Annotated in this window: 18 protein-coding genes and 1 riboswitch; of the genes, 12 read left to right on the top strand and 6 right to left on the bottom strand. The window is 62.7% G+C overall.

The annotated features are described in order from the left end of the window. Positions 1 to 107: 107 nt before the first annotated feature. Entirely contained in the window at positions 108 to 392 is a 285-nt protein-coding gene (locus ACFQ6Y_RS13760) for a hypothetical protein (protein ID WP_378633323.1), read from the top strand. Beyond that, positions 359 to 553 (top strand): hypothetical protein, encoded by a 195-nt coding sequence (locus ACFQ6Y_RS13765; protein WP_378633326.1) that lies wholly within the window; start codon positions 359 to 361, stop codon positions 551 to 553. The genes ACFQ6Y_RS13760 and ACFQ6Y_RS13765 overlap by 34 nt, the downstream gene beginning before the upstream one ends. Positions 554 to 562: 9 nt before the next feature. Here the strand turns inward: ACFQ6Y_RS13765 and ACFQ6Y_RS13770 are convergent, their stop codons facing one another. From ACFQ6Y_RS13770 to ACFQ6Y_RS13785, 4 genes are all read right to left on the bottom strand, one after another. Next, positions 563 to 1,378 (bottom strand): siderophore-interacting protein, encoded by an 816-nt coding sequence (locus tag ACFQ6Y_RS13770; protein ID WP_378633330.1) that lies wholly within the window; start codon positions 1,376 to 1,378, stop codon positions 563 to 565. A gap of 144 nt (positions 1,379 to 1,522) precedes the next feature. After that, positions 1,523 to 2,761, bottom strand: a complete 1,239-nt coding sequence (locus tag ACFQ6Y_RS13775) for a DUF222 domain-containing protein (protein WP_378633332.1) — start codon at positions 2,759 to 2,761, stop codon at positions 1,523 to 1,525. A 93-nt stretch (positions 2,762 to 2,854) separates the two neighbouring features. Beyond that, the gene (locus ACFQ6Y_RS13780) at positions 2,855 to 3,472 is read right to left on the bottom strand and encodes a response regulator transcription factor (protein ID WP_003943536.1); all 618 of its coding nucleotides are present in this window, start codon (positions 3,470 to 3,472) and stop codon (positions 2,855 to 2,857) included. Beyond that, on the bottom strand, positions 3,469 to 4,671 hold the full coding sequence (locus tag ACFQ6Y_RS13785; protein ID WP_378633336.1) for a sensor histidine kinase: 1,203 nt from the start codon (positions 4,669 to 4,671) through the stop codon (positions 3,469 to 3,471). The genes ACFQ6Y_RS13780 and ACFQ6Y_RS13785 overlap by 4 nt, the downstream gene beginning before the upstream one ends. A 114-nt stretch (positions 4,672 to 4,785) precedes the next feature. On the opposite strand from ACFQ6Y_RS13785, the gene ACFQ6Y_RS13790 reads away from it, so the two are divergent. From ACFQ6Y_RS13790 to ACFQ6Y_RS13800, 3 genes are all read left to right on the top strand, one after another. After that, positions 4,786 to 5,832, top strand: coding sequence for an ABC transporter permease (locus ACFQ6Y_RS13790; protein ID WP_378445401.1), 1,047 nt, complete (start codon positions 4,786 to 4,788; stop codon positions 5,830 to 5,832). Continuing rightward, the gene (locus ACFQ6Y_RS13795; protein ID WP_378541014.1) at positions 5,829 to 6,569 is read left to right on the top strand and encodes an ABC transporter ATP-binding protein; all 741 of its coding nucleotides are present in this window, start codon (positions 5,829 to 5,831) and stop codon (positions 6,567 to 6,569) included. Before ACFQ6Y_RS13790 ends, ACFQ6Y_RS13795 begins: the two co-directional genes overlap by 4 nt. A 111-nt stretch (positions 6,570 to 6,680) precedes the next feature. Continuing rightward, positions 6,681 to 7,121, top strand: a complete 441-nt coding sequence (locus ACFQ6Y_RS13800) for a PAS domain S-box protein (RefSeq protein WP_003943598.1) — start codon at positions 6,681 to 6,683, stop codon at positions 7,119 to 7,121. Between the two features lie 6 nt (positions 7,122 to 7,127). Here the strand turns inward: ACFQ6Y_RS13800 and ACFQ6Y_RS13805 are convergent, their stop codons facing one another. Continuing rightward, positions 7,128 to 7,754 carry a TetR/AcrR family transcriptional regulator gene (locus ACFQ6Y_RS13805; protein WP_283305739.1) on the bottom strand — a complete coding sequence of 209 codons (627 nt, stop codon included), beginning with the start codon at positions 7,752 to 7,754 and terminating at the stop codon, positions 7,128 to 7,130. Between the two features lie 52 nt (positions 7,755 to 7,806). On the opposite strand from ACFQ6Y_RS13805, the gene ACFQ6Y_RS13810 reads away from it, so the two are divergent. The 7 genes from ACFQ6Y_RS13810 (at position 7,807) to ACFQ6Y_RS13840 (ending at position 16,014) form a co-directional block, all read left to right on the top strand. Continuing rightward, positions 7,807 to 8,751, top strand: coding sequence for a hypothetical protein (locus ACFQ6Y_RS13810; RefSeq protein WP_378633341.1), 945 nt, complete (start codon positions 7,807 to 7,809; stop codon positions 8,749 to 8,751). Beyond that, a complete protein-coding gene (locus ACFQ6Y_RS13815) occupies positions 8,748 to 9,527 on the top strand; it encodes an SDR family NAD(P)-dependent oxidoreductase (RefSeq protein WP_378633344.1) in 780 nt (259 codons plus the stop codon). Before ACFQ6Y_RS13810 ends, ACFQ6Y_RS13815 begins: the two co-directional genes overlap by 4 nt. 183 nt (positions 9,528 to 9,710) lie before the next feature. Next, a riboswitch (SAM riboswitch) is annotated at positions 9,711 to 9,824 on the top strand. A 31-nt stretch (positions 9,825 to 9,855) separates the two neighbouring features. Further along, positions 9,856 to 11,499 (top strand): ABC transporter substrate-binding protein, encoded by a 1,644-nt coding sequence (locus tag ACFQ6Y_RS13820; protein ID WP_378633347.1) that lies wholly within the window; start codon positions 9,856 to 9,858, stop codon positions 11,497 to 11,499. Next, a complete protein-coding gene (locus ACFQ6Y_RS13825; protein ID WP_378633352.1) occupies positions 11,480 to 12,442 on the top strand; it encodes an ABC transporter permease in 963 nt (320 codons plus the stop codon). The genes ACFQ6Y_RS13820 and ACFQ6Y_RS13825 overlap by 20 nt, the downstream gene beginning before the upstream one ends. A 4-nt stretch (positions 12,443 to 12,446) precedes the next feature. Beyond that, complete coding sequence (locus tag ACFQ6Y_RS13830; RefSeq protein WP_378633357.1) at positions 12,447 to 13,310, top strand: ABC transporter permease; 864 nt, start codon at positions 12,447 to 12,449, stop codon at positions 13,308 to 13,310. Continuing rightward, a complete protein-coding gene (locus ACFQ6Y_RS13835; RefSeq protein ID WP_378633361.1) occupies positions 13,307 to 14,938 on the top strand; it encodes a dipeptide ABC transporter ATP-binding protein in 1,632 nt (543 codons plus the stop codon). Before ACFQ6Y_RS13830 ends, ACFQ6Y_RS13835 begins: the two co-directional genes overlap by 4 nt. Beyond that, entirely contained in the window at positions 14,935 to 16,014 is a 1,080-nt protein-coding gene (locus ACFQ6Y_RS13840; protein WP_378633364.1) for a dipeptidase, read from the top strand. Before ACFQ6Y_RS13835 ends, ACFQ6Y_RS13840 begins: the two co-directional genes overlap by 4 nt. Here the strand turns inward: ACFQ6Y_RS13840 and ACFQ6Y_RS13845 are convergent. After that, positions 15,964 to 17,241 (bottom strand): YcaO-like family protein, encoded by a 1,278-nt coding sequence (locus tag ACFQ6Y_RS13845; protein WP_378633369.1) that lies wholly within the window; start codon positions 17,239 to 17,241, stop codon positions 15,964 to 15,966. The two genes, ACFQ6Y_RS13840 and ACFQ6Y_RS13845, sit on opposite strands and share 51 nt — an antisense overlap. Between the last annotated feature and the right edge of the window lie 5 nt (positions 17,242 to 17,246).

Here is a 17,246-nt window from a genome sequence, read left to right on the forward strand (position 1 = left end):
CGATCTATTGTCGATATATCGTCGATACGTCAATCAAACACAGACAGTCCAGGAGGACAACATGTACGCCCCACACAACAACCCAGAAATGCAAGAACGTCGCGAGCATGGCCGCCGAGGCCCGCATCGTGGACACGGTCTCCGTCGAGGATTCGAGGGAGAGCGACCCGAGGGTCGCTTCGAAGACCGAGAAGAAGGACGCCCCGAAGGCCGACGCAGCCGCGGCGGTCAGCGTGGATTCGGCCGGCCCGACCAGCGTGGATTCGGTCGACCCGACCAGCGTGGATTCGGTCGACCCGACCAGCGCGGACACGGCCGCTCTCACTTCGGTGAAGCCGGCGCAACTCTCCGCCCCGCGATGGGTCTACTCCGAGGTGCCGCTGTCGCGGTAGCCGCAGGTGGGACCGCTGAGCAGGTAGTCAAGGCAGAGGCAATCCTTGCCGAGGCACGCCGAGCACTGTTCGAGATGCTGGCGGAAAAGCCGGCCGATGTAGAACCGGCTGACGCCGAAGCTACAGCCGCAGAAGCTACCGACACACTGCCGACAGAGTGATCACGGCGCTCAGGCGCCGACGGTGACTTCCTCGCTGTTCATGCCGGAAACGTGGCCGTCGGCGCCCTCTCGCCAGTACCCGACAACATTGTGCTTGTCGCGAGCAATTCCTCGAACTTCCCTCAGATGCTTACGAATACGACGGCTGGTTGCGCTTTCGCACGCCACCCACGCGTAGACGTCGGCCGTTTCGGATTCGGGAAACTCGACCTTCTCCACAGCTTCGAAGAGCGCGCTCGGCGCGTTTCCGAGGCCACTCCCCACGAGCCACGTGTACGTGACATCGCCGCGAGTGACAAGTTCCTGTCGATCCTCTTCGGTTTCGACCTCGATGATCGCTTGTGCGACATCGCCTTCACGAAGTTCTTCGACAATCCTGCCCAGTCCGGGGAGACCCGTGGCGTCTGCGACCAGCAGCTGCCAGCGAGGACCCGCCGGAGCTTGGTAATGGGAACGAGAACTGTCCGACCAGAAGACGCCGAGTAGGTGACCTGGTTCGGCCCGCAGGGCCCAATCTGCTGCAATACCGCCAGGGTGCACGACGAAGTCGATGTCCAGACGTCGGCCGCCGTCGTGCACCTTGCGCACGGTGTAGTGCCGCCATGGTGGCTCGGTTCCGAGATCTGCCTTGCCGTAGTCGGGATTGTTGAAGTAATCGTATTCTGCTTCTGTTTCACCGGGTTTCGGGAACGCGAGGTCGATGCGCTCGTCGCCCTGTCCGCCGGTCGGCCAATGCCAGTCGCCCTCTGCCTCGATGCTGATTCGCCGCATGTGCGGGGTCAGGGACGTGACGGTGACAACGCGGGCGGGTTCGCAGAAAGACATGCCTCGACCCTATGGGTCCGGCGTGTCGAAGTGGAGACAGATGCTGTCGCAAGACGGACATCGAGCGCATCCGAAAAGGCCAGCGTATGCCCCGGGGCATGATTCTTCCCCGGTGCACACGCTGGCCTTTTCAGTTATGTCGGTTCACGCCGCAGTCGGTGGACTGTTCCCGCCGATCGGCTGCTGATACGGGTCGATCGACATCGGCGGATAGAACACCGTTTTTCGATCGGGGCCGATCTCGACTCGCCACTGCGTGTGGTGCATCGTCCGATGATGATGACCACACAACAAGATCAGATTGTCGAGATCCGTTGGGCCACCATCGTTCCAGTGAACAATATGATGAGCATCGCACCACCCCGACGGAGTCCCGCACCCCGGAAACGCGCACCCACCATCCCGCACCGCAAGAGCCCGCCTTTGCGGAACCGTCGCTGTTCGCACTTCCTTGCCGCAGTCGAGCGGAACACCATTCTCATCTAACAAAATCCGCGTTACGGTGCAGTCGCAGGCCAACATTCGGGCAGTGTCGATACTGATCGGACCTACCCAATCCGTCCACGCGAACCCCAGTTCATCGGTCGACGGCAACAAATCTTTCAAGGCTTTGAGGTCGGTCATGTCTTTCGCCGACGCAGTCACCGTGATGTGCGGTTTCACCCCACCCTCGATCGGACCCAATCCCGCCCGCTCGTACCGGCGCAACAACTCGCAAAACCCGTCCGCCCGCCGCAGCGCCGGAGTGCGGGCGTCCTTCACGCCGTCCTTCTCCGGCGTCGGCGCCGACAAACTCGACAACAACGTGATCAAACGTGCCCCGTTCACGGCATCCAAATCGCCTTTCACCGACACACGCCCGTACAGGCCTTTCGAGGCATAGAACTCATTGCGCTCCGAATCCTCACCCACCGGGACGCCGTCCTCGCGTTTTCCGTACTGCTTCTCGATCCGCCGGATCGCCGCCCGCACCGCATCACAATCCGCAATGTTCTTCGACGCCAACTCCAACAGGATCCCGCGGGCCTTGTCCACATCCGCCGGCGTCATGTTCTTCGGCGGATGCTGACAAAACGACGCCACCTGACGCGCCTTCAACGCATCCACATCACCCCGGTGAAAAGCATCGGCGACAACAGGTTCGAGCAACAACAACCGCGCCAGACTGACCAACAGACTGCACTCACCGATCTCCAAATTCGTCGAACCATGCAACCACTGCGCAATCGCCCGAAAACCCTTCCCGACCACAGTCTCCCGGGAAAACATCTCCACGATCAGCAACACCATCCGCGATTGCAACTCATGCCGGACACGCACCAGATCCAGAACCTCACTCTTGAGGCCCTCACCGTCCAGCTGCCACGCTTCCCGACTGTCCATAAGGCAATCATATTCGAACAAAGTTTCGAACACAAGAGAATGTGAAGTGAAAATTACTGCTGTTCGGCGACTTTCGACATTTCGGGCAAAACGTCAGATCGAACCCAACTCCCGCGCACGGGCGACGGCCGACGTCCTCGACTTCACTCCCAACTTGCCGAAGATGTGGACCAGATGCGATTTGACCGTGGTCTCGCTGAGGAACAGTTCTTTGCCGATCTCTCGGTTGGACCGACCCGCCGCCACTAGCTTCAGAACTTCGATTTCCCTTGGGCTGAGGCTTGTTTCGGGCTTACGTACGCGAGTCATGAGCTTCGACGCGATCGCGGGGGAGAGAACGCTGTCCCCGCTCGCAGCGGCGCGGACGGCCGACAGCAACTCGACCGGTGGTGTGTCCTTGAGCAGGTATCCGCTGGCCCCTGCCTCGACGGCGCTCAAGATATCCGCGTCCGTGTCGTAGTTAGTCACGACGAGTACGTGCGGCGGATTCGGCAGCGCGCACACCGCGCGGGTGGCGTCGACGCCCGTCTTCCCGGGGCCGAATCGCAGGTCCATCAGCACGAGGTCAACCGGCGTGGTGGCGCAGAAGGCTATGGCCTCCTCGGCGGTGCCCGCTTCGCCGACTACCTCGATGTCGGCTTCGCTTTCGAGCAGCGCTCGTAACCCGGCGCGCACGATCGCGTGATCGTCGGCGAGCAGCAGGCGGATCACTGTTCACCTACTTCGAGGGGAAACGTCACTGCGACGGCCGTGTGTCCCGGCTCGGACTCGATGGAGAAAGTCCCACCCTGCAGTTCGACGCGTCGGCGAATTGCATTGAGACCAAAAGATTCCGCCGGCCCACGTTCGAGAACTGCCACGTCGAAGCCGCGACCGTTGTCGACCACGTCGAGGCTGACGGTATCGTCGGAATACGTCAGTGTCACAGCCATTCTGGTTGCATCCGCATGGCGGAGGACATTGGACACCGCGCCCTGAGCGATGCGCACCAATGTTGCTTCGAGGGGCATCGGCAGCCGGACTGCCTCGCCTTCGACCACGGAGCGCGCTTCCAGTCCCGGGCCGCTCGCGCGTTCGCAGATACGACGAAGCGCGTCGGCGAGCGACTGACCGTCGAGGGCCGCGGGTGTCAATTCGGCTATGAGTTGGCGGGTTTCGGCAAGACTGTCCGCGGCAGTTTCGCGCGCGAGGCTGATCTGCCGGATGGCCGGGCTGTCCGGATCGGCGCGCTCGGCCGCGTGAAGGAGCATCTGGATGCTCGAAAGTCCCTGGGCCACGGTGTCGTGGATCTCGGCCGCGAGCCTTTCACGTTCTGCGAACTTTCCCGCATCGCGGGACGTCGACGCCAATTCTTCACGGGTATTCATCAATTCGTCGATGAGACGTCCGCGCTCAGCTGCCTCGCGGTACAGCGCTTGATATCCGAGGCCGATTGCAACGGCTACGGCGGCGCCGATGATCGGACCGACGGCGCCGGCAATCGTCCATCCACGATGCAGGCCGGTGCCGATCACGGCGACAGCCGTTGCCGCGGTGACGGCGAGAAGGCTCCAGGGGCGTCGCAGAAGATGGAGATAGAGGAAGAAGAGCCCGAACGCGAGGTAGGCGGCGTCGGCGGATACCGCCATCGTCGCGATCCAGACGAGGGTCAGCACGCCCAGCCACCAGCGGGCAGCGTTGCCGCGCAGCCTTTTGGCGACCCCGAACAGATAGACGGCAACAAAGATCACGGACAGTGCGGTGATGGTTGCGGTCAGGTCGGATTCGTCGATCAGCGCTCGAAGAAACACGACACCGGCCAACGCCATGACAAGGACATGCAGGCCCAGTTGTAGGCCGGCGAAGACAGGCGTGAGCGGAGATCTGTGCATCTCGCCCAGCTTAGCGAGGTTCGGCCTCGGATCATCCATCAAAAGTTGTAAACGGGGATGGTTCTTTCGAGCGCTGGAATGTCGATCCGAGGTGCGATGGAAAGAGTCTGCATCCGCGGGAGCGTAGAGGCAAGCACAGGAAAGGAATTCACAGTGTTTGTCGCAATGAGGGACTTACGGGCAGCGCGAGGTCGATTCGCGTTGATCTCCGTGGTGGTTCTGTTGGTTGCACTTCTGGTCAGTTTTCTCAGTGGTTTGACTGCGGGACTTCGCCATCAGAACGTGTCCGCCATCGAGGCCATGAATGCCGACACGGTGGTGTTCGCCGACACTGGCGCGGGTGCGTCGTTCGACGAGTCGGCGCTCACGCAGGATCAGGTCAACGCCTGGACCTCCACGTCGAAGGACGTCGATCCCATCGGAATCGGTCGCGGGAAAGCAGGATTGGCCGGCGGAAATCAGAAGTCGGTCGCCCTGTTCGGTGCTGATGGCGGTTTCGGGGACGTGACGCCGTCGGCGCCAGGCACGGTGGTGTTGAGCGAAGGTGCCGCCCGCGATCTGGCGGCGAGCGCCGGCGATCAGGTGAGCGTCGGTACGCAGCAGTTCACCGTCAGCGCCGTTCGCGGTGACGACTGGTACAGCCATTCACCCGTCGTCTGGATGACGCTTGACGACTGGCAGGCGGCCAATCCGCGCGGCGGAGTCGCGACGGTGCTGGCTGTGAGCGGAGCCTCTGACGCTTCCGCAACTGACAAGTCGGCCGCGACGACGTCGACGACGGTCAGCGGTTCGCTCGACGCGATCGGTTCGTACAAGTCGGAGAACGGGTCGTTGACGTTGATGACGCTCATGTTGTTCGCGATCTCGGCCCTGGTGATCGGTGCGTTCTTCACGGTGTGGACGATCCAGCGAACCCCGGACATCGCGACGCTGAAAGCACTGGGCGCGACAACCGGTTCTCTGGTGCGCGACGCTTTGGGTCAGGCACTCATCGTGCTGATCGCCGGAGTCACCGTCGGGATCGGGCTGACAGCGGTTGCCGGTTCGCTGATCGGTGATGCCATGCCGTTTGTCCTGGATGCATCTACGACCGTCGTACCTGCCGTGGCATTGATCGGACTCGGTCTGCTCGGCGCGGCCTTTGCACTTCGATTCCTCTCGACCACCGATCCACTCACAGCATTGGGGAGCGCACGATGACCATGACTACCGGCACCACAGTTCTCGACATCCAGAACGTCGATCTGACGTTTCCCGACGGGCAATCTCGGGTGACAGCGTTGGACGACGTGTCCCTGCGGCTGCACCGCGGCGAGATCGCCGCGATCACCGGGCCCTCGGGTTCGGGTAAGTCCAGCCTGTTGGCGGTGGCGTCGACCCTGATCCGTCCGGATTCCGGGCACGTCTACCTCCGGACGCCGGAGGGCAGCACCGACATCGCGGCGCTGAGTCGGCGAGCGGCGTCGGAGCTGCGACGCTCGTCCATCGGGATCGTCTTCCAGCAGTCCAACCTTGTGTCGTCGTTGACGGCACTGGAGCAGCTCGAGGTGATGGCGCATCTGGGGCAGTCCGTGTTCACGTCGCGGGCCCGTCGCAAAGCCGTGAGATCAAAAGCGATGGATTTGCTGGATGCTGTCGGACTGGCGGATCAGAGCGGAAAACGGCCGTCTCAGCTGTCGGGCGGGCAGCGGCAGCGGGTAAATCTCGCGCGGGCATTGATGAACGATCCCCAGCTTCTGGTGGTCGACGAGCCCACCAGCGCGCTCGATCAGGAGCGCGGTGCTGCCGTCATGGATCTGATCATCGGGGTGGTGCGGGAACACGAGGCGGCAACCCTTCTCGTGACACACGACCGAAGTCACCTGTCTCGGATGGATACTGTCTATCGTGTTGTTGACGGTTCCTTGGCGGAGGACCAGGAGGCGCTCGCGGCGTAACTCAGGCGGGCACGATTCGGGCATTCGTCACTGCATCCGGGCGGGAAGTCAACCCGCGATTTGCTGGGCAGTTAGACTGTTGTCGACTCGGGCAACTTGAGAGGACGTGTTATGGAACGCCGCCGCAATGTTGCGCAGCCGCCACAATCGCCGATTGCGGATCTGGAGCAGATGCCTGCCCTGATTCTCCTTGACAGGCTTCCGGTGCCGGTCATGGCCGTTCATCGCGACGGCAGCATCGTTTTCGCCAACCCGTCCTTCGCTGACATGCTGGGATACCCCAAGAAGGCCGTCTCGGCGTTGCGTTTGCAGGACATTCTTTACGACAAGGATGCCGACGACGTCAGTGCCGAGCAGGCCCATCGTGAACTGAGTTCCGAACCGGGCTCGGTCAAGGAGTTCGTGCACTCGGACAGCACTTTGGTGCGGGCGACGGTCAGCCAGTCGCTGCTTCGCCGCGACGACGACACGATCACCCTTGCCGTCCTCCACGATCTGACGGAACGCCTGTGGAACAACCCACGGCACATCGACGACAAGCCCACCAAGTAGTTCGAGCTACTTCCTCGATTTGACGGTTCGGTCCAGACCGAGGGTTGCAGCAAGGGTGTTGACCACCCATTCTTCGTACTGTTGGCCCGTCCAACCCGCGCCGACCACGAGGTCTGTGTACGTCTCGGGGCTGAGCAGTGTCAGTGCCACGTTCACGGCTGTCTCGAGGTCGACGGTCGGCGCCTTTTCGACGATGCCGACCATCAGATGTTCCTGCACCGTGCGTCGCTGCGTGCGGTTGATTTGCCACAAGCGGGCGGCATCGTCGTCCGCGGAAGCAGCGGCGCGTAGTGCCAACAGGATGTCCGCGGTGCGCTCCAGAATCAGCCGTCCGTGGTGAACCTGAATCCGGAGTTGCCCGAGGGGATGTGGGGCGCCGAGTGCCGCCGCCACCCACGGTCGGTCCAGAGTTGCCGTCTTTTCCTCGTCGCCCGCCACAGCCACGTCGAGCAGTGCTGACAGCACGCTCGGCTTGTTGCCGAACACGAAATAGACACTCTGCACCGACACGCCCGCCGCCGCGGCAAGCTGTTTGATCGTGGCGGCCGCGTAGCCGGGATCGACAAAAACTTCGCGCGCTGCCTCGATGATCTTGCGCCGCGCCGACGTGTCTTCCCGAAGAACCTCAGTCATGAATAGAGTTTAACTCTAGAGTCGAACTCTAGCGACTCGGGAGGCGAAAAAAATGATGAAGGTTCTTGTACTTGGTGGCTATGGCGCCGTCGGGATTCCCCTGATGAGACAACTCGCGAAGGTCCCCGAAATCTCCGCGTTCTCCGCCGGGCGCGATCCAGTCCGCGCTGACGTCGTCGTTGATCTTAAAGAACCAGGCGCGTTTTCGGCAGTGGTTCGAGACTTCGATGTCGTGGTGAACGCGTCGGGTTTCGAGGACGTTCGCCTGGCCGAAGAAGCGGTACGTAGTGGGGCAGCATTTGTCGACGTCACGGCGACCTCGAGCTATTGCGAAGAATTGGAAGCGGTCGACGGACCCGTCCTGATCGGCGTCGGCTTGGCGCCGGGGTTGACCAGTGTCCTGGCAGCAGCGGCGCACCGACTCGGCGACGGACCCGTGGACATCGTGATCGGCCTCGGCGGCGGAGAGCTACACGGGCCGGCCGCGACGGCGTGGACGTACGGGATGTTGGGCACCCGCTTTCCCGACGCTGACGGTCGATCGATCCGGAACTACACCGGGATGAAGACGTTTCGGATGCCGGCCGACGCGACCGGGTACCGCACCGGTCCTGCTGTGCGGGCAGATTTTTCGGACCAGCATGCGTTGACGCGCGACCTCGGCGTGCCGGTCAGGACGTACCTGCGATTGGATACGTCCGCTGCGACGCTCGGGCTCGCCGTCATGACGTGGGTACCCGCGCTCCGGAAGGTAGTACCGAAGAAGCTGTGGGGCTCGGATCGTTGGATCGCGATGGCCCGAACGGATAACGGTCCGGCGCTGTGGGTTTCGGGGCGGAGCCAGTCGGCAGCGACGGCAGCTGTCGCCGCGCGCGCCGTGCAATTGATTCGAGACCGAACGATCTCGAAGCCGACGTGGTATCACTCGGTGGAGACGGCAGAGTCGTTGCAAGCGGCTGTTCCCGGTCCATTCCACCTGCAGAAGGGCGCACCATGAATACATCGTCCGCCGACACACGTCGGGTCGCTCTGGTCACCGGAGCCGCCTCGGGAATCGGCAGGGCCACCGTCGAACTGTTCGTCACACGCGGGCATGCAGTTGTGGCCGTCGATGTCTCCGAACGCGGACTGGAATCTCTGAATCGACTCGACGGCGTCGTCAGGGTGGTCGGTAGCGTCACCGAGGAGCAGGTCAACAAGGCGGCCGTCGATACCGCACTCGAACGTTTCGGCCGACTCGACGCTGCCGTCTTCAACGCCGGGACCGGAGGCACACCTCCGCTGGAGTCTCCCGATGCCGTCGAGAATGCCGACCGCATCATCGGCGTCAACCTTCGGGGTCCCATCCACGGACTACGGGCCGCGATTCCGGCCCTGCGCGCAAGCAAGGGTTCTGCCGTTTTCACGGCCTCCGTCGCCGGCCTGCGGGGCGATCCAGGCAACTGGGCATACAACGCCACCAAGGGCGCACTCGTGAATCTGGTGCGCGCCTTCGCAATCGACTACGCCGGCGTCGGCGTTCGGATCAACGCCCTCGCGCCCGGTCTGACCAGGACCGGTATCACCGCGAACGTTACCTCCGATCCGGCGGTGCTTTCCGCTATCGAGCGACGAATCCCTCTGGGCCGCTTCGCTGAACCTGTGGAACAGGCAGAGGCGATCTGGTTCCTCTCGTCCCCCGCGGCGAGTTACATCACCGGCACGACACTCGTCGTCGACGGAGGCCTCGATGCCAATCTCGGGATCCTTCCGTTGCCGGGCCAATCGCTCTGAACCTGGCCGTTCCGTGACGACCGAACTAGATCGACGTCCAGCCGCGGGTAATTGACGGGTTCAGGGGTGGGCAAGCCAAAATTGGTGACATATCGGAGATTTGGCGCGAGCATGGAACAGCTCTCTCACTCACGCTGAGTTTAATCCGTGTTTACTCTTATGCGTCGCCTTAGACTTCCAATCGGTCATGAGAATCAGTGACAAGCTCCGGCTCGCTGGTCGGCAACCCTTCGACGCGACGGGGTGCCCCGGATGACGACCAGGCCGACGGGCACCCCCGTTCGGTCAGCGCTGGCTTTGAAAGAGCCCTTTGTAGAGAGCGAATACCTTGACTCGTGTTCTTCGACGCGTTGGTGCGACCGGAGCTGTGGCGGTTACCTTCGCGATACTGTTGACCTCCTGCTCGTCCAAGGCAGACAGCACGCCGTTCGACGAGAATGCGACGCCGGTTTCAGGCGGCACGTCCACGTTCGGTCTCAACTCCGACGTCGATTGCGTCGATCCGCAACAAACCGGCAGCTCCGTGGCAGCGCTGGTCTCACGAAACGTGGTGGATTCCCTCGTCGCGCACGGCGAGAACAACGAGTTCACACCGTGGTTGGCCAGTTCCTGGACCGAATCCGAGGACGCGAAGCTGTACACCTTCACCCTGCGTGACGGCGTCACGTTCTCCGACGGAACTCCGGTCGACGCGGAGGCCGTGAAATTCAACTTCGATCGTGTTTCCAACCCGGCGACCAAGTCGGCGTACGCCAGATCGCTTCTCGGACCGCTCGATACGGTTACGGTGGTAGACGCGAACACAGTCAGCGTGGCGTTCACCGCGCCGTACCCGTCGTTCCTGCAGGGTGCTTCACTGCCGTTCCTCGGCATTCAGTCGCCGACGCATCTGCGCTCGACCGACAACGCGAACTGCACCACTCTGGTCGGGTCAGGGGCCTTCACCTTGGGCAACTACACCAAGGGCGTGGGATTCGAGTTGAATCGCCGAGACGACTACAACTGGGGCCCCGGATACGCCAAACATCAAGGTGCAGCCTATTTGGAGAAGCTGAATTTCCGCATCCTGCCCGAAAACGCCACGCGCCTCGGCTCTCTGGAGAACGGCGAGGTCGATGCCATCGCGTCCGTTCCGTCGGCGAACGCGCCGCAAGTGGACAAGGATCCGAACCTCCGTCTGATCAAGTACGAGAACCCAGGCATCAACTACAGCATCTTTCTCAACACCCAAGCCGCACCGTTCACGGATACTCGTGTGCGACAGGCTTTCCAGAGTTCGCTCAACTCCACCGACCTGGTCAAGAGCGTCTACTTCGACCAGTTGCGACCCGCCGACAACATCCTCGGACCGAAGACGCCGTACTACGACGCTACCGTCGCCGGCAACTGGGGATACGACGCCGACAAGGCGAATTCGCTTCTCGACGAAGCAGGTTGGACATCACGCGATTCCGACGGGTACCGGACCAAGGACGGTAAACGTCTGAGCATCCGATTCCCCTACGATTCGTCCAGCTACTTCGCCGAGAACGCGCCCCTGCTCGAGGCTTTCCAGGATCAGGTCAAGAAGGATGTGGGATTCGACTTGGTCATCGAGCCCGTGGACACCGGAACGCTGTCCGATCGTGCGGCGAAGGGGGACTACGAGGCGGCAGCATTGTTCTTCGTGCGACCGGAACCCGATATCCTCCGCACCGTCTTCTCCAGCGCATACGTACCGCCGAACGGTGGTGCATATGCACGCGCCGTCGACCCGGAACTCGACGCCAATCTCACCCGGGCCGCTTCCGTTCCCAACGGCCCGGAGCGCGAGGCGATCTACTCGTCGATTCAGCATCACGTCATCGACTCGGCGTACGTCGTTCCCGTCTACGTCCAGGCATACCGCCTCGGCACGAACAACAACATTCACGGAATCTCGTTCGCCACCAACGCCTCCCCGCTGTTCTACGATGCTTTCCTCACCAACTGAGCAGCGGCGACGCACGGCATCCCTGTCGCGGCTGATCGTCGCCAAGATCGGTGCCGCAGCTCTGGTGGTGTGGGGCGCGGGCACTCTCACCTTCATCGCACTGCACACCATCAAGGGTGATCCGGTGAACATCATTCTGGGTGGCGATTCGGTGGTCCGTCCGAGCGACCGCGACGCAATTCGCGTCTCGTACGGACTGGACCGGCCGATCGTCGTCCAGTACCTCACCTATCTGAAGCGGGTGTTCACCGGCGACCTCGGAAACTCGTACCAGCTCCAAAGGCCGGTGACGGAGGTTCTGGGAGAACAACTCTGGCCCACCGTCGCGCTCGCCGTACCCGCCGTCGTTCTGGCGATCGTGATCGCCTCGGCGCTAGCACTGCTGACCGCCGGCCGACCGCGGCTGCGAACTGTGGCATCGGGTTTCGAACTACTGTCCGTGTCGGTGCCCACGTTCTGGATCGGTATTCTCATGCTCTGGATCTTCGCTTTCACACTCGGCTGGTTTCCGGCGTCGAGCGCCAAGACGGACATCTCGCTCGTTCTGCCGATCATCACTCTGGCTTTGCCCATCGCGGGTTTGCTGTCGCAAGTTCTCCGGGACGGGGTCGAGGACGCACTCGCGCAGCCGTTTGTCGTGACTTCCCGCGCTCGCGGGGCCTCCCGTGCCACGGTTCTGCTCAGGCATGCCTTCCGGCACGCTCTGCTGCCCGCCACCACGCTCGCGGCGTACTTCGTGGGGGCAACGCTCGGCGGTGCTGTACTGACCGAAACCGTCTTCGCGCGACCAGGTCTGGGACGTGTCACACTCCAGGCGATCGGAGCGAAGGACATGCCGGTCGTGTTGGGGATCGTTCTCCTCTCTGCTCTCGTGTTCATCGTGGTCAACACACTTCTCGATCTGCTGTACGTGGTAATCGATCCACGCCTGCGAAAGGGCTGAGTCCGTGGCCACTCTCACCGCTGTACTGCGGCGTCCGTCGTTCGTCTTCCGAAACAAGCAGGGCCCGAGCCTCGGTACGACGCTCGCTCTGCTCTTCACTGCCATCGCTCTCGTGGCGGTCGCGGCACCGTCACTGCTCACCGGTGTCGATCCGAACGCCACCAACCCAGCCGCGCCCTTTGCCGGACCGGGATCGGCGCACTGGTTCGGTACCGACAACCTGGGCCGCGACATCTTCTCCCGAGTCGTGCACGGCGCCCGGTTCTCGTTGCTCATCGGACTGGGTGCCACCGCTGTCGCGGTGCTACTCGGCACTCTCGTCGGAATATCGGCGGTGCTCGGACCACGCTGGGTGCGAGCAGGTCTGCTACGAATGGTGGACATCACGATGGCATTTCCCGATCTGCTCCTGACCCTGCTCGTCATCGCCGTCCTCGGGCCGGGCCCGCGCAACACACTGATCGCGGTTGCACTGGGCATGGTGCCGCGTTTCGCGAGAGTTATTCGTGCTCAGACACTTCCGATCGCCGCTTCGGGATACGTGGAATCGGCCGTAGCACTGGGCACCCCCCGTCGCCGGATCGTCGGCCTGCACATTCTGCCCAACGCACTGCTTCCCCTCGTCGCAGTTGCCACCATCAGCGTCGGAACGGCCATCATCTCGGTCGCGTCGCTCAGCTTCCTCGGTCTGGGAGTCAGACCGCCCGACGCCGAGTGGGGTGTCATGCTCGCCCAGGGACGAGAGTTCTTACGGCTGGCCTGGTGGGCATCCCTGTTTCCCGGTCTCGCGGTCGTGCTGACCGTGGTCTCCATAACAACTCTGGGTCGTCACGCGCAGCGCCGCCTGGCCGAACGAGGACTCGCGTGAACGACATAGTCTCCGTCACCAATCTGCAGGTGACCTTTCCTGCGAGGCGCGACCACCCCGCGGTGACCGCAGTTGCCGGCATCGACTTCCATCTCGCGGCCGGTGAATGCCTGGCGCTCGTCGGCGAATCCGGCTCCGGAAAATCCGTCACCGGACGCTCTCTGTTGGGTCTGGTCGGCGGCGACGCCCAGGTCAGCGCCGACAACTTCGTGATCGACGGCGACGACGTCTCCCGGTACGGAGACAAACAGTTCAAAGCGTTGCGTGGCAGAATGATCGGTCTCGTCCTGCAAGATGCATTGGTTTCACTCGACCCACTTCGCACCGTCGGCCGCGAGGTGATCGAACCCATGTCGATCCACCGCACCCACCCCCGGCACGAACGTGTCGATGCCGCAGTGGAACTGCTGTCCGGGGTCGGCATTCCCGATGCTGCTTCTCGCATGTCGTCGTCCCCACACGAACTGTCCGGGGGACTCAGGCAGCGCGCACTCATCGCATCGGCGCTGGCCGCGAGGCCGAAGGTTCTGATTGCCGACGAGCCGACGACAGCCCTCGACGTCACAGTTCAGGCGCGCATCCTCACACTTCTGGACCGACTGCGACAAGAAGGTACGGCACTACTGCTCATCAGCCACGACCTCGCCGTGGTGGCGGCACTGGCTGATCGGATTGCCGTCATGCAACACGGGCGCATCGTCGAGCAGGGGCCGTCGCGACAGATCTTGACGACACCTGTGCACCCCTACACTCGGACCTTGCTCGCGGCCAGTCCCAGCTCTCACACCCGTGGTCGACGCCTCACCGGCAACGGGGCGTTCACACGCGAAGATCTCTCTGCCGAACCGGTGCTGAGCGTCTCGGGAGTGAGGAAGATCTTTCACGGTCGTCGCGGTGAGACCAGGACAGCGGTCGACGACGTGTCGCTGACGTTGAGGCGCGGCGAGGTCGTCGGCATTGTCGGCGAATCCGGATCTGGCAAGACCACCGTCTCCCGAATCGCGCTAGGGCTTCTCGTTCCGGATTCCGGAAAAGTTACCCTGGATGGAACGCTCTGGAACTCCTCGTCCGGTGCTGTCCGAGAGAAGGATCGTCGTCCGCATCGCCGTCGGATTCAACCCATCTCGCAGGATCCCCTCGGCTCGTTCGATCCACGGTTCGACGTGGCGCGCCTGATCTCTCGTGCGTTGACCGAGTCCGGTGTCGACGGCGATCACCGGGGCCGGACGGTCGAATTACTCGAGCAGGTCGGCTTGGAGACCGCACATCTGAGCCGGTATCCGCGCCAACTCTCGGGCGGTCAACGTCAACGCGTTGCCATCGCACGGGCACTCGCCACCGATCCGGAGATCCTGATCTGCGACGAACCCGTCTCTGCCCTCGACGTCTCGATCCAGGCGCAAGTTCTCGACCTACTCCTGGAACTGCGCTCCACTCGAAAGCTCGCCCTGTTGTTCATCTCCCACGATCTCGGCGTCATCAGTCATATCAGCGACCACGTTCATGTCATGAAGGACGGTCGAATAGTCGAAAGCGGATCGGCGGAAGACATCTTCGCCCGACCCACCCACCCGTACACCCGAGAACTTCTCGATTCCATCCCCAGCCTGGAAGCGGTAGCACGATGACAGAGACCGTCACCGAACAAGCACTTTCCATTCAGCCGATCGTGGACGGGCACAACGATCTTCCGATCGCGTCGAAGTACAAGCGGGACTATTCGGTGGAAGGGTTGGACACCGGAGTTCCCGATCTGCACACGGACATTCCCCGTCTGCGGGCGGGCGGCGTCGGCGCGCAGTTCTGGTCGCTGTTCGTTCCGTCGAACACCAGTGAAGCCGAAGCGGTCCAAGCGACGTTCGAACAGATCGATTTTGTCCACCGTCTCGTCGCGCGCTACCCGAATGCGTTCGTGCTTGCCCGAACCTCCGCGCAGGTCCGCAGCGCGATCGCCGACGGCAAGATTGCCTCACTGCTCGGCATCGAGGGAGGCTACTCACTCGGAAGCTCGCCGGCGATCCTTCGGATCTTCGCCGAACTAGGCGTCAGATACGTGACCCTGACTCACAACTCGAACACCGCGTGGGCCGATTCGGGAACCGACAACCCACGCCATCATGGTCTGAACAAACTGGGCCGCAATTTCATTCGCGAACTCAACGACGCCGGCGTGCTTGTCGACCTCTCGCACACCTCACCTGAAACCATGCACGCCGCCCTGGACGTCTCGACCGCACCGGTGATCTTCTCGCACTCGGGGGTTCGCGGAGTCACAGATCATCCTCGTAACGTTCCCGACGACGTACTGCGCAGACTGCCCGGCAATGGTGGTGTCCTCATGCTCACCTTCGTGCCGACATTTGTCTCCGCCGAGTACGCTCGCTGGTTCGACGGCGGAAGAGAGGGAACGTCGCCGCCCGCCGGGATCGTCGAGGTTGCCGATCACATCGAGTACGCCCGCAAGGTCGTCGGGATCGACCACATCGGGTTGGGCGGCGACTACGACGGCTACCCTGCCCTCGCGGACGGCCTCGAAGACGTGTCGGGATATCCGCGCCTGCTCGACGAACTGGTTCACCGCGGGTGGACCGTAGACGAACTGGTCAAACTGAACGGAGCGAACATACTTCGGGTACTCGACGAGGCCGACGCGTCAGTGCGGCAACGGGATGGTGCGAGCCGCTCGTCCGGCAAGACTGTCTAGTAGTCGGGACGAGCCGAGAAACGGCAATCCGGCGGCCGCATTGGTGAGACAGCCGGGAACGACGACACGGACAACATGCAGGCCGGTGCGGAGAACATCAGTTGTGGTGAGATCGACCCAGGCCGGTCTGAAACCAGCTGTAGTCAGTGCGCTTTCGGCGTCCGTGTGTGAGGTCAGAGAGTCGAGTTCCACCTCGCCGACGACGGCATCTGCCAGTTCACTCTCGAATCGTTGTTGGATCTCCGGGTCCAGGTGGAGCTGCAAGTGGCACCCGTAATCCATGACGTCGGCAAAGTCCGATCGGTAGACCTCCGCATAGCGGCGGTCCGACCGCCAAGGCGCAAGCGGGCTGGTCGGGGAGGCCGCGGCCCGGCCGATACCGCTGTCGGGGTCGTCGTAGTCGGCGGAAAGGAGTTGCAGCTGAAGCGCTTCGCCGAGTGACTTGAACGCAGCGGTCTGGGCGTCTTCGTGGCAAGCGGTACCCATGGTCGAGTATCCGGTCAGTCGGTCGCAAACCAGGGCGCCCAGGACGGGGATCCCGACATCGCTGTCGAATGCCAGCCATCTGGTCGAGAGGCTGTCGTGATTCCCCAGCCGACGAAGCGCCTCGGGCATGCCGGTGACAATCCGAACACCACGCCGCCCGGTCCAGGACAGCGTCATCGCGTCTCGTTCGACTATCTCGCGCAAGGCATTGTCGATGGCGAACTTCACCGAGGGCCCGGCAGCAAGACCCGCCTGAGCCACCGGCGAGATCGCGGATCCGGTCCGGGCGACGTAGTGCGGATACGAACCCCAGACGAGTTCGGCCGGTACCCAGACATCCGAATCCGTGGTCAGGTCGATTCCGCGAGTCCAGTCCATCTCGAGATGCTCGGTTGGTTCGACAAACGGGAACGCCGGCCGCGCGTACTGGGTGGCGTCGAAACGCGCGAGCTGAGAAAGGTCGATGCTTGCTCCGATCAACGCGGTAGCGGACCCGCGGACGATCGGTTTGGCGACGATGTTACCGCAATATCGTTCCACCGCTTCGCCTATCGCGGCAGCAGTGGGTCGAGCACGGTTGCCGAGGTCGAAACAGTATCCGGCACCGGCCGAGTCACTGGACCAGGGTGAGAAGCGTGCCGAATCGCAGACATACGAGTGAATCAGCTTGAACTCGGGTGGAAAGTGCTGGGGAACAACGGCGTCGACGAGCTCTCGAATGATCCCGGTCCGGCGATCCACGAGCG

The sequence above is a fragment of the Rhodococcus sp. NPDC056516 genome, assembly GCF_042794655.1.
Taxonomy (GTDB): domain Bacteria; phylum Actinomycetota; class Actinomycetes; order Mycobacteriales; family Mycobacteriaceae; genus Rhodococcus_F.